The organism is Streptomyces sp. NPDC006610, from assembly GCF_040611575.1.
Lineage (GTDB): Bacteria > Actinomycetota > Actinomycetes > Streptomycetales > Streptomycetaceae > Streptomyces.
This window is the reverse complement of the sequence record NZ_JBEXOP010000018.1, coordinates 89327-102303: the sequence shown is the minus strand read 5'-3', so window position 1 is coordinate 102303 and position 12977 is coordinate 89327. Positions and strand designations below refer to the sequence as shown.

Below are 12977 nucleotides of genomic sequence, written 5' to 3'. Positions count from 1 at the left end.
GCGGGCCGCGGGAATGCGCGACGGCGGTTCGGCGGAATGATGTGATCCGGCGTACGGGAATGCGACGGAAGGGTTAATTCATGATGGCGCCGTTCCGGCGTGTCTGCTTTTCCCTTAATCCGCTGCGACGACAGCACCCCGCCGTTACGCTGAAGTCGCTCGGCCGAGGAGGGGCAGCGGCCGTCGAGGCGCCCAGGGAGGGGTGCCCGCGGCGGTTTTCGGAGCGGGGGTACATCGGGGGACGGCGTCGCCGCGCGCGGAGGAATTCCTGCGTGGAGAAACGCATCGTCCTGCCGATTTCCGGAACGGAATTCTGTGTGCCTCGGCGGGCTTCGACGACAACGACGACGGCGAGGAATTCCTGTGCGACGCATCACTTCCGTTCTCCTGTCCGTGAGCGCCCTGCTGGCGGGCTCGGCGCTGGTCGCTCCCGCGGCCGGCGCCGCCCCGGCGACCGACCGTCCGGCCGGCGTGCCCAGCGGGTGGCAGGCCGTGGACGCCGCCGAACTGGAGCGGATCGCCGGTGAGCGGGGCGCCCTGCGGGCCCCGTCCGCCGCCGGTGAGAAGGTCTCCGCTCTGGCCGAGGAGGAGGTGCTGGCCATCCAGTCGGTCCGCAACAGCCGTTTCGTCGCCGCCGAGGTGACCTACCCGGCGCCGAACACCGGTGTGCTGCGCGCCCGTTCCGCCGCGGTCGGCGGCTCCTGGGAGAGCTTCGGCTTCCAGTACGACGAGACGACCGACACCTGGTCGCTGAGGTCCCTCGCCAACAACCGCTACGTGGCGGTGGAGAAGAACTTCACCGGCAGCGCGCGGAACGTGCTGCGCGCCCGCTCCACGAGCGTCGGCGGCTGGGAGCGGTTCACGCTGTGGGTCCACGAGACGGAGCAGCGCTGGGCGCTCCAGTCCGAGCTGAACGGCATGTTCGTCACCATGGAGAACAACTACGCCGGTTCCCTCCAGTACGCCCTGCGCGCCCGCTCCACCGACATCACCGGGTCGTGGGAGGAGTTCGTGCTGTACGACCTGGAGGCCTGACGGCCGTACGCCGGGAGCAGCGCGCCCGGCGGGCACCCCCCGGCCCAGCCCACGCACGAAGGCCCAGGTCACCGACCTGGGCCTTCGTCGTGTGCGGGGGCGGGCGTCCCCGGCGGGTCAGTGGCGGCCGAACAGCTTGCGGCTGCTGCCGAGGTCCAGCAGGACCGTCTCGCCGGTGGAGTCGTCCAGGCCGTCGTTGTCGGTGACGGCGTAGACGCGGCCGTTGCCGGCGACGGTGAGGCCCTCCAGCTTCTCCTGGGTCCAGCCGTTGGTGGCCCGCAGGTCGGGGAGGGCGTCGTACGCGAGGGTCTTCGGCAGGACGGGGAGGGCGCCCGCGGGGGCGGCGGCGTCCGGGATGCCGACCGTGTAGACGCGCTTGACCCGTGCGGCCGGGCCGTTCAGCTTGTCGCGCTCGACGAGGGCCAGCTCGCCGCCGACCGCGGTGATCTCGGACAGGCCGATCCAGTCGCCGGCCGTGGTGGTCGTGCCGATGCGGTAGCCGTACCAGCTCCAGGCGCCGGCCCGGACGTCGTAGCGGCCGATCCGGACGACGCCCGCCGGGTCGGACTTGACCTCGCGCTGGAGGGTGGCCCAGACGATTTCGCGGCCGTCGGCGCCGGTGGTGGCGGTGACGCCCTCGAAGCCCTGCGAGCCGAGGCCCGCGGCGACGTCGGCGGGCAGCGGGACGACCTGCCGGGTGACGCCGTCGGCGTCCAGGCGCACCAACTGGTTGCCGGCGCCGGTCCTGCCCTCGACGGCCAGCCAGAATCCGCCCTGCGTTCGGGCGTGCACGCCCTCGGCGTCGTAGGCGGCCGGGTTGCCCGCGGCGTCCTTGACGGTCAGCTCCCGCTTGATGACGGCGGGCTTGCTGCGGGTGTCGACGGTGAGGATGCGGGTGGTGGCGTACGCGGCGTCGGTGACCGTGTACAGCTCGCCGGGGCGGCCCGGTACGGCCGAGAGCGCGCCGAGCGCGCCCCAGCCGATCGGCGTGCCCGCGGCGTCGGAGGCCGAGACCAGCGTCGGGTACGCGGGGGCTTTCTTGCCCAGCCGGAACAGGCTCACCGAGGCGCGCACGCCCGCGCCGGCGTCGTCCTCCTCGCTGGAGACCGCGAGCAGGCCGCGCGACGGGATCGGCAGCAGGCCCTCGGGACCGTTGGTGGTGGGCAGCACCTGCCGGAAGACCGGCTCGGTGGGCTTGCTCAGGTCGTACACGGCGACGAAGTTGCTGCGCTCCGAGCCGACGAAGGCGTACCGCACCCCGTCGTACTCGGCGATCGCGAGGCCCTCCGGCTCGGTGCCCTTGTTCTCGGCACGGCCCTCGTTGAGCAGGCCGTGACGTGCGGCGATCCGCTCGAAGGTGTTGCCGGCGTCCCAGACGACCTTCCCGGTGCGGCTGTCGAAGACGGTCCAGCCGCGGGTGCCGCCCTTCCAGTCGCCCTCGTTGGCGGTCGCCAGGTAGCGGTCGTCGATCCAGCCGACGGCGTCGGGCTCGCGCGGCACGTCGGTGAGGGAGCCGGTCTGGTCGATGACGTCGTCCTCGACGGTGTCGACGCCGGTCAGGGACGCGGTGCCCGCGCTGAAGGCCTTGGTGACGCGGCCCGACGCGAGGTCGACGGTGACGATGCCGTTGTTCTCCTGCAGCGTCACGGCCAGCTGGCCGCGGCCGTTGACGGAGACGTACTCCGGCTCCGGGTCGGCGGGCGCGGCGATCCCGGCGTCGGCCAGCACGGGCAGCGCGGAGCCGTCGGCGTTCGTCAGCGGCACCTCGCGGAGGCTCCAGCCGGTGGGCGAGGCGCCCTTGAGGTCCACGATCTGCACGAAACCGCCGGGCGCCTGCGGCAGGTCGCCCTCCTCGCCGCCGGCCGGGGTCGCCTCCTCGTCGCGCTCGTTCTCGATGGCGACGGCGGCGTACCGCTTGTCCTTGCTGAGCGCGACGGAGTCGGGCTGGCCGCCCAGGTCGAAGCTCGCCACCCGCTCGCGGCCCCGCAGCGAGATGACGTCGAGTCGGCCGGACGGCTCGGTGTGACTCGCGCTGGTGTTCACGACGACCAGCACGTACTGGCCGACGACGGAGACGGAGGTCGGTTCGTCGTCGGCGTTGCCCAGGGTGGCGAGGGACAGCGTGCCGAGGCCCTGGGGCCGGCGGGGGTCGCCGAGGTCGAGGAAGCCGATGCGCTTGGCGGCGGCGTCCGTGTAGACGAGGGTGCGGCCGTCCTCGCTGGTCGCGGAGATCTCGGCGACGGTCTCGGAGGCGGCGTCCTCGCCGGCCGGACGGTTCTGGAAGACGGGGTAGGTGGCGGTGCGTTCGAACGCCGCCGGCCGCCGCGGTGCGTGGTCCGCGCCGCCTCGCTGGTCCGCGTGGGCCAGTCCCGCGGACAGGGCGCCCGCGGTGACGGCCAGGGCCGCGAGCGCGGCGGGTGTTCTCTTGGGGAGCATCGTTCCTCCGGTGTCGTGCACGGCGGAGCGGATCGTCGCACGGGGGAGGAGGGCGGACGGGGCGCGCGGGTGAACAGTCGGCGAAGAACGGGAGCGCCGGTCGTCGCCGGGGCGGAGGGCCGTTTTTGGAAACGGCGTTAATGATTTCCGGCCGGAAGGAAGGGCGGCCCTTTACAGGCCGCGCCTTCACCGGCGAACAATGGCCGGGCGGCGGGTCCCGATCTAGCGCGCGGTGCTGCGGAGCGTGCCGCTCACGTGCAGGACCTCGTGACACTGCTGCGCCCGTCGGCCGGTCGCCGGCGTGCCCGGTTCCGCACAGGTCACCTCCATGGTGACGGTGTCGTTCGCGGGGATCTCGATGGGGGTGACCCAGTGGTAGTCCTGGTTGCGGAAGGTCTCCAGCGCGATCGTCGTGATCTTGCGCTCCCCGAACGTGATGGTCAGCACCCCTTCGTCGCCCTGGAAGTTGGCGACGACGATGTCCGTCACCTCGAACACGCTGTCCTCGGGCACCGGGTAGGCGCCGGGGCTGGTCTCCCCGGCGGACGTCTGCACGTCGATGGTCGCCGAGTGCTGCCGGCCCACGCCGGCCGCGGCGCCGTCGCCGGCCGCGGCCCCGTCACCGCCGGCCCCGTCACCGCCGGCCCCGTCGCCCGCCGTGCCGGCCTCGCCGCCGGGTCCGGTCGACGCGCCCGCCGCCGGGCCGCCGCCGGGCCGGGCGTCCGCACCGGCGTCGGTCCCGCCGCCGGGGGCCTGCCCGGCCTCCCCGGCGGGCGTGGGGCGAGGCTGGACCGCCTCGGTCGCGGCCTCCTTGGCCGCGCTGCGCACCGCCGGACGCACCAGCGTGAACCAGGCGATCAGCAGCGCGATGAGCACCGCCAGCACCGCGAGCAGCCACCTCGGGAAGACGGGGATCTGCACGAACTCCGCGTCCAGGGGCGGCCGTACGGCGTCCTCCTCGCGTCGGGCCGCCTCCGTTCCGTCGGGAGCGTCCGCCGCGTCGGACGCGGTCGTCCCGGCGACGCCCACGGTGAACGGCCAGACCACCGGCGTGCCGAACCACACCGGCTTGCCCGTGCGGACCCGCAGCCCCGTCTCCGCCGACTCGCCCGGCTCCAGCGCCAGTTCCGCCGGGGCGAACGCGAACCCCAGTTCCTCGCCCGCCTGTCCGGGGGTGAAGCCCACCCGCACCGGGGTGTTGCCCTGGTTGCGCACCGCCAGCCGGTAACGGCCGCGCAGCCAGCCGCGCCGCCGGCGCGGGGCCAGTTCGGTGCGCAGTTCGTGGAACGCCTCGACGTGCACGGTGGTTTCGGGCACGCGCACCGACTCGGGGTGCTCGGCGGGCAGGACCCGCACGCCGAGCGGCACCTCGCCGGCCCGGACCTCCGGGGAGCGCGGCGGCGAGAGGCGGATCGTCACCGTCTCGGAGGTGCCCGGGTACAGGGAGATCCGCGCCGGTTCCACGGTCGCCCAGGCGGCGCAGTCCCCGACGACCTGGAGGCTGTACGCCTCGACGATGTCGCCGTCGTTGCGGACGGTCAGGCTCGTCGTGACGGTGTCGCCCGGCGTCACCGTCACCGCGGGGATGTCGAGGCCGGGAGCGCCGGGGCCGGAAGTGGATGCGGAAGGCGTCACGTCGCCACGGTAGGAGCGGGCCCGTCGGCACGACGAGGAACGGGAGGGCAACGCCGAGGCAGTCGCGGTGCCCCGGGGGCCGGGGGCGGCCCCCTCGCCGGCCCGGTCCGTCAGCGGGCCCCGCCGCTGCCGCCGCCCCGGCCCAGGCGCGTCCGCCGCCCGCCCCGCCGTTGCCGTGGCCCGGTCCAGGCGCGTGCGCCCCGCACGAGTCCCACCCCGCGAACACGTGAAACAGGTGCCCCATGTCCCGTGCCGACGAGAACCGTCCCGCCCTGCCGCCCACGACGTCATCCGCGCCCGCCACGTCATCCGTGCCCGCCACGTCATCCGTGCCCGCCACGTCATCCGCGTCCGCGACGTCATCCGCGCCCGCGACGTCGTCCGTGCCCTCCGCGCCCGCCCAGGCCCGGGCCGACCACCGGACCGCCGGCTCCGCACGCCCGGAACGGGTGGGCGTGGCCGTCTACGCCGCCGACCCCGTGCTGCGCGTCGGGGTCGTCCACCAGTTACGCCAGCGGCCCGAGGTCCACCTGCTCGGGGACGCCGACGCGGAGCGCGCCGGGGTGTCGCTGGTCGTCGTGGACCAGGTCGACGACGACACGACCGTCCTCCTGCACCGGCTGCGCCGCAACACCGACACCCGCACCGGCCTCGTGGTCGGCTCCCTCGGGGCCGGTGCGCTCCAGCGCGTCATCGAGTGCGGCGTCGTGGCGGTGCTGCGCCGCGTCGAGGCCGACGAGGACCGGCTCCTGCACCTGGTCCTGGCGATGGCGAAGGGGGAGGGGGTGCTGCCGGGCGACCTGCTGGGCACCCTCCTCGCCCACATGGGCAGCCCGCAGCGCTCCGGCCTCGACCCGCGCGCCCTGTCCCTGTCCACGCTGACCACCCGCGAGGCGGACATGCTGCGCCTGGTGGCGGAAGGCCTGGACACCGCGGAGATCGCCCGCAAGACCGCGTACTCGGAACGCACCGTCAAGAACGTCCTGCACGAGATCATCACCCGGCTCCAACTGCGCAACCGGGCCCACGCGGTCGGGTACGCGCTGCGCAACGGGCTGATCTGACGGCGGGCCGGCGACGGACGGGCCCCCGCCGCTGAGCGACGGGCACAACCGGCACGACGGGCGCACGGGCACACGGGGGCACGGACGCACGGGTGATGCGGCGCTCCCGGCGATGCCGCCGCGACCGGTGACGCGGGCGCCGTGGGCCAACGGGCCGATGGGCCGCCGGGCTCGTCCGACGCCGGCCGCCGCCCGCCGGGCCCTTCGCACTGCCCGAAAGCGCACCGGGCGTTTCCCCCGGATGCGGCCCCGCCGCCCTGCCGTGCCGCGCGTGGCCGTCGCAAGGTGGCGGGGGCACATCCGCGGCACTGCCGCACCGGAACCGCGAGGGGGCACCGTGAGGGGAACCGCCGGGCCCGGCGGACGGTACGACCGCCTGGGCAGACTCGGCACGGCGTTGCTGCTGCTGATCCCGCTGGTCGGCGCGACGGCGGCCGGCGGTCGGGAGGACGCCGCCTCCCGGGCGCCGGCGGTCGGGACGGCCGACGCCCCGGAGACCCGGATCGCGTACGCAGGCACCCGGCACCGCAGCCTCGGCCGGGTCACCGGCGACACCCTGAGCACACCGCTGTTCGACAAGGGACCGGCCCACTTCGACGTCCAGCCGTCCGCCCTCGGCGACACGCTGGTCTTCGCGAGCCGCCGCGACGAGCCGGACCCGCAGATCTACCTCCGCTCCGCCGACGGCTCCGTACTGCGTCTGACCAGAGGCCGGGACGCGGCGCACCCGCGGCTGACGCCGGACGGCCGCGCGGTGGTGTTCGACTCGGCCGAGCCCGGCGGCCCGGGCGGCCGGGACCAGCGCGACCTGTGGCTGGTGCGCACGGACGGCAGCGGTCGCATGACGCGGCTCACCCACACCCCGCACGACGAGCAGTGGCCGACGGTCTCCCCGGACGGGCAGCGGCTGGCGTACTCCGGGAACGCCGAACCGGCCGCCGGACGGCAGATCTACGTACGGCCCCTGGCCGGCGGCCCCGCCTCCCGCATCACCGGCCCCGAGAACGGCACGGCCACCGAGCCGGTGTGGAACCCGGTCGACGATCCCGCGCACCGGGACCGCATCGCGTACACCGCCACCACGACCGTCTACGGGCAGGGGGAGGTGCGCCGGCTCCGGGTGACGGACGGGACCACGGACGGGCCGCTGCTCGCGGGCGCGCAGGCCGGGTGGCGCACCCACGGGGCGGCCTGGCTGCCCGGCGGGGACGAGGTGCTGTTCCTCAGCCCCGAGCGCACCTGCGAGTGCGAGGGCGACTGGGACCACGTGTACCGGGTGCCGGCCCACTCCGACCGGGTCCCGGACCTCGTGCTCAGCGAGGACCGGGAGGTCCTGTCGCCCACCTGGCTCGGCCCCCTCCAGGGCGGCGGCGCCGTGGTCGAGCGCACCTCCGCGGACGGGCCGCACCAGGTGACGCTGCAGGACGTCCGCACCGACGGGGCCGACCCGCGCGACCTGGGCCTGACGATCCTGCGGGAGGACCCGGAGGCCGACACCGAAACGGACCCCGCCCGGGACGCGCTGTTCCGGCCCCGTCCCGGCTACGACCCGTGGACCGAGCGGCAGAGCTACACGCCCGACGGGCGGCGGATCGTCGTCACCCGCTTCGAGGGCGAGCCCGGCAGCCGCATCCAGCGGATCTGGCTCGCGGACGCGGACGGCGCGAACGCGGCGCCCCTGCGGCTCGCGGGGCGCGGGCCCACCGACCGGGACACCGACCCGGCGCTGTCCCCGGACGGCACCCGCCTCGCCTTCACCCGGACCACCCCGGGCACGGGCGGGGCCGCGGACTCCAGCCGCATCCTCGTCGCGGACCTGGCCGACGGCGCGATCCAGGGCGAGATCGTCCCGCCGGCCGGAGAGCTCCGCGGCGGCGACGCCCAGCCCACCTGGTCCCCCGACGGGACCACCCTCGCCTTCACCCGCAACCACGTCCTCTACGGGAACGGCGCCAACAAGCACGTCTGGACCGTGCCCGTGGACAAGCTGGACCAGCAGGACGACCTGAGCGCCAGGATCTGCCCGGACGGCTGCCGGGTCATCGACGACAGCCCGGCCTTCTCCCCGGACGGGCGGACCATCGCCTTCAACCGGAAGAACGGCGGTGGACGGGTCGACGAGCGGAACGGCATCCTGCTGACGTCCCTGTCCGGCAACGCCTGCCGCGTGCTGCTGCCCGCCGCCGCGCGCGACGTGCCCGGCGCCTGCCGGCAGGAGCTGCCGGACACCTCCGTCACCGGTCCTCACCAGCCGCGCGACGCCGCCTGGACGGCCGACGGCGCGGGCATGGTGATCAGCTCCCGCGCCGGCCTTGCGGCCAACAGCCCCGAGAAGCTGAGCCTGCTGGACGTCGCGTCCGGCGCCCTCACCCCGCTCACCGCATCCCTCCCCGGCCGGCAGAAGGAACCCGCCGTCCAGCAGTCCGTGGACCTCGCGGTCCGCGCGCCCGGCGCCGTTCCGGCGGTCGCCGTCGGCAGCTCCACCACGGTCCGCGTGGAGGTCGTCAACAACGGGCCCGCCGCCTCGCCCGGCACCCGGCTGACCGTCACCCCGCCGGACGGCGTGCGGGTCACCCGGCTGACCCGGCCCAGGGGGAGGTGCGACGCCGCCTCCCTGCAGTGCGACGTCGGGGTCGTGCAGCCCGGAGGCGCCGTGCCGGTGGACGTCACCCTCACCGGTGTCCTGGTCGGCGACGCGCCCGTCGACTGGTCGGTCACCGGGGCGGTCGTGGATCCGCGGCCGGGCGACAACGCGGGGCGGACGGTCGTGCCGGTGCGCGAGGCGGCGCCGAGCCCCACCCCGACTCCCACCCCGACCTCCACCCCGACTCCTCCTCCGTCGCCCGTTCCGCCGCCGCCCGCCCCGCCCCGGCCCATGCCCCCGCCGCCGGCCGAGCCCGACGCCGGGCCCGGGGTGCGCGTCACGGCCCGGCCGAACCCCGGCTACGTCGGCGGGCGCGTGGTGGTGACGTACACCGTCCGCAACGGCCGCAACGCCCTGGCCACCGGGCTGCGCCTGCGCATCGGCCTGCCCCCGGGCGTCCCGCACAACGGGCCGCCGCCGGGCTGCGACCGCTCCTGGGTGTGCGCGCTGCCCGACCTGGACCCCGGCCAGAGCACCGTCGTCAGCGTGGTCCTCAGCCCCGACAGGGCGCTGACCGGCCGGGTCACCGGCACCCTCACCACCACCGGCACGGACGCCGACCCGCGCGACAACACCGCCCGGCAGCGGCTGCGGATCCTCCGGCCGCGCATCGTCGCCGTGCCGAAGGTCGGCAAGCCCGGCTTCGTCACCTCGGTGCGCGGCAGGGACTTCCCGCCGGGAGTGCCGGTGCGGTTCACCTGGAATCCCGGGATCACCGCGGCGGCGGCGCCGACCGTGCCCGGCCCGGACGGCACGTTCATCGGGCAGCTGCTCATCCTGGCCAAGGACCAGACGGGGCCGCGCAGGATCACCGCCCGGGGCGCCGGGTTCGCGTCGGCGAGGACGGACTTCCTGGTGGTCGGCGGCAGCGTGCAGCCGCCGGACGAGGTGAGCCGCCGGTGATCCACGAGGTCGACGAGGGGCTGCGCCGGCTGCTCGGCGGGTCCGGCCTGGAGGCGTCGGGCGTCGAGGTCGTCTTCGACGCCCCCACCCGGGACTGGGCGGCCCGCCGCAACGCCCCGACGGTCTGCGTCTTCCTGTACGACATCAGGGAGGACGCCGGGCGGCGCGGCAGCGGCGCCGGGGAGGTGTACGACGCGGACGGCAGACTGGTGGCGCGGCGCGACCCGCCGCGCTGGTTCGAGCTGACGTACCTGGTCACGGCGTGGGCGAACCGCCCGCAGGACGAACACCGGCTGCTCTCCCAGGTGCTGACGACCCTCGTGGCGACGGACACGCTGCCCGCCCGCCTGCTCACCGGCACGCTCGCCGAACTCGGCCTGACCGTGACCCTGGACACCGCGGGGCCGGGCCCCGACTCGCCCGCCGTCTCCGACGTGTGGTCGGCGCTGGGCGGCGAGCTGAAGGCGTCGCTGGGGGTGCGGGTGCGGGCGCCGCTGGCCGGGGTGAGCACGGCGGTCGCCCCGCCGGTGACCGAGGGGCTGGTCGTGCGCAGCGCCGCCCGGCGCGAGGGCGGGACCGCGTCGCCGGGCCGCCGGCTGCGCTACACGGAGACGACCGACCCGGGCCCGACGGGCGGCCTCGCCGGTCCGCGCGAGCGGGGGGCGGCACAGGGCCGCCGCCGCAGGGGGGACCGCCAACCGTGATTCCCCCGCCCGGACCGGCCACGGGGCCGGCTCACGATCCTGCCGGGGCGGGGCGGCCCGTCGGGGCCCTCCCCGAGGGCGCTCCGGCCGACACCGGTTCGCAGGACCGGTCGGCTGCCGGGCCCGGCGGCCCTGCCGCGCCGGCCGCCGACCTTGGGCCTTTGCGGCCTGTGGGAGTCCTGGACGGCGAGGCTGTCGCCGCCCGCGTGAGGGTTGGGGCTGGTGTGGAGGCGGAGGCTGTCGTCGGTTTGGAGGGGCGGTCGGCTGCCGGGCCCGGCGGCCCTGCCGTGCCCGCCGCCGACCCCGGGACCCCGCCGTCCGTCGGAGCGCTCGCCGACGACCCTGTCCCCGCCCGCGCGGACGCCGGCGCCGGTGTCGGCGCCCGCGCGGCGACGGAGGCCGACGCCGGTTCCGAGGGCCGGGCGGCTGCCCGGACCGGCGGCTCCGCCGTGCCCGCCGCCGGCGCCGGGCCCCGTCCCTCCGGCGCCGGGCACCTCTGGGCGCGGCTGCGGTTGGTCGAGGAGCGGGTGCGGTTCGCCGTGGCGGCCCGCCGCGCGGCCGACCCCGATCCCGACGACCCGTACCGGGGCCAGTACCTCGGTCCCGACGCCGTCGCCCGCATCCTGGACGAGCCGGGCGGGCTCGACGTACCCCCGCACGAGCCGTCCCGCCCGCCGGCCGGTTCCGTCCTCGACGGCCTCGCCCGGCGGTTCGGCCTCGACCCGCTCGACCTGGACCTGCTCCTGGTGGCGGTGGCGCCCGACCTGGACGCGCGGTTCGAGCGGCTGTACGGCTATCTCAACGACGACCTGACACGCCGCCGGCCGACGGTCGGCCTCGCTCTTGAGCTGTGCGGGCTCGCCGGGGCGGCGTCCGCGCGGTTCCGGCTGGCCCCCGGAGCGCCCCTGATCGCGGGCGGCCTGGTCGAGGTCACCGAGCCGGAACGGCCGCCGCTTTCCCGCGTGCTGGCGGTCCCCGACCGGGTCACCGGGCATCTGCTGGGCGACGCGCGGCCGGACGCCCGGCTCGCGGCGGTGCTCGGCGAAGCCCGGCCCGACCCGACCGCCGAGGCGGCGCAGATCCGGCGGACGGCCGCCGCCGCGGCGACCGGCGTCGGCCTCGTCCACCTGCGCGGCCGGGGCGGCGACGCCGAGGGCCTGGCCTGCGCCGCCCTGCACGCGGCCGGACTGCGCCCGCTGGTCCTGGACGCCGCGGCCGTCGCCCGGCGCCCCGGCGACGCACCGGAACTGGCCCGGGTCGCCGCCCTGGAGGCCCGGCTGAGCGGCGCCGGGGTCGTCCTCGGCCCGCTGGACGCGCTGCCCGCCGAGCCCGCCGAACGGACCCGCACGCTCGCGGCGCTGTGCGCGGCGCTCCGGGGCATCCCGCTGCTGACGCACGGCGGCGTCGGCTGGGACCCGGCGTGGGCGGCCGACAGCCCCGTCGTGCTGACCGTGCCGGCGCCCTCCCCCGAACGGCAGGCCGCGCGCTGGCGGCACGCCCTCGAACAGGCCGCGGGCGTCGTCGGCGACGCCGGGGCGCTCGCCGACGCGGTCGCCGCGCACCGCCTGGACTCCGGGCAGCTGCACCGTGCGGCGGAGGTGGCGGCGCGCACGGCCGCCGTCGAGGGACGCCCGGTCGGCCCCGACGACCTGCGGACCGCCGTACGCGCCCAGAACGGCGCGGGACTCGACCGCCTCGCCCGCCGCATCGAACCGGCGGTCGGCTGGGACGACCTGGTGCTGCCGCCGGCCACGCACCGGCGGCTGCGGGAACTCGCGCTGCGCGCCCGCCACCGCGAACAGGTCCTCGGCCAGTGGGGGATGCGGCCCGGCGGCGGCCGGGGACGCGGCGTGATCGCGCTGTTCGCCGGGGAGTCGGGCACCGGCAAGACCATGTCCGCGGAGGTCGTCGCGGCGGACCTGGGCATGGACCTGTACGTGGTGGACCTGTCGACGGTCGTCGACAAATACGTCGGGGAGACCGAGAAGAACCTGGAGCGCATCTTCACCGAGGCGTCCGCCGTCAACGCGGTGCTGCTCTTCGACGAGGCCGACGCGATCTTCGGCAAGCGCTCGGAGGTGAAGGACGCGCGCGACCGGCACGCCAACATCGAGTCGGCGTACCTGCTCCAGCGGATGGAGTCCTTCGACGGGATCGCCGTCCTGACCACCAACCTGCGGGCCAACCTGGACGAGGCGTTCACCCGCCGCCTGGACGTGGTGGCCGACTTCCCGGTGCCCGACGCCGCCGGACGCCTCGCCCTGTGGGAACGGTGCCTGGGCGACCGGCTGCCCCGCGCCGCCGACCTGGACCTCGCCTTCTGCGCGGACCGCTTCGAACTGGCCGGCGGCTCGATCCGCGCCTGCGCGGTGACGGCGGCCTACCTCGCGGCGGAGTCCGGCGGCCCGCTCGCGATGGGACAACTGGTGACGGCGATCGCCCAGGAGTACCGCAAGCTCGGACGGCTGGTGCTGGAGGGGGAGTTCGGGGCGTGGCTGGGGATGGCCCTGGACGCGTGAGGAGGCGGTGCGGGGCAGTGGCGGCGCTTTCGCCGGC

General features: G+C 76.2%; 7 protein-coding genes. 5 read left to right on the top strand and 2 right to left on the bottom strand.

Annotation, left to right across the window (positions count from 1 at the left end):
* The first annotated feature begins 372 nt into the window (after positions 1 to 372).
* Complete coding sequence (locus ABZY13_RS17085) at positions 373 to 1035, top strand: hypothetical protein (RefSeq protein ID WP_356631444.1); 663 nt, start codon at positions 373 to 375, stop codon at positions 1033 to 1035.
* Positions 1036 to 1152: 117 nt separating this feature from the next.
* On the opposite strand, the gene ABZY13_RS17080 is transcribed toward ABZY13_RS17085, so the two are convergent.
* Positions 1153 to 3471, bottom strand: a complete 2319-nt coding sequence (locus ABZY13_RS17080) for an esterase-like activity of phytase family protein (RefSeq protein ID WP_356631370.1) — start codon at positions 3469 to 3471, stop codon at positions 1153 to 1155.
* 222 nt (positions 3472 to 3693) lie between these two features.
* Positions 3694 to 5106 carry a hydrolytic protein gene (locus tag ABZY13_RS17075; protein WP_356631368.1) on the bottom strand — a complete coding sequence of 471 codons (1413 nt, stop codon included), beginning with the start codon at positions 5104 to 5106 and terminating at the stop codon, positions 3694 to 3696.
* Between the two features lie 383 nt (positions 5107 to 5489).
* Between ABZY13_RS17075 and ABZY13_RS17070 the strand changes: the two genes are divergently transcribed.
* From ABZY13_RS17070 to ABZY13_RS17055, 4 genes are all read left to right on the top strand, one after another.
* Complete coding sequence (locus tag ABZY13_RS17070) at positions 5490 to 6170, top strand: LuxR C-terminal-related transcriptional regulator (protein WP_356631366.1); 681 nt, start codon at positions 5490 to 5492, stop codon at positions 6168 to 6170.
* Positions 6171 to 6507: 337 nt separating this feature from the next.
* On the top strand, positions 6508 to 9717 hold the full coding sequence (locus tag ABZY13_RS17065; protein ID WP_356631364.1) for a hypothetical protein: 3210 nt from the start codon (positions 6508 to 6510) through the stop codon (positions 9715 to 9717).
* Complete coding sequence (locus tag ABZY13_RS17060) at positions 9714 to 10421, top strand: DUF4255 domain-containing protein (protein WP_356631362.1); 708 nt, start codon at positions 9714 to 9716, stop codon at positions 10419 to 10421. The genes ABZY13_RS17065 and ABZY13_RS17060 overlap by 4 nt, the downstream gene beginning before the upstream one ends.
* Positions 10422 to 10870: 449 nt before the next feature.
* A complete protein-coding gene (locus ABZY13_RS17055) occupies positions 10871 to 12940 on the top strand; it encodes an ATP-binding protein (protein WP_356631442.1) in 2070 nt (689 codons plus the stop codon).
* Positions 12941 to 12977: the final 37 nt, after the last annotated feature.

Bases quoted from the DNA above. Each gene is read 5' to 3' on its own strand.
- ABZY13_RS17080 (WP_356631370.1), bottom strand. From the start codon at position 3,471: ATGCTCCCCAAGAGAACACCCGCCGCGCTCGCGGCCCTGGCCGTCACC.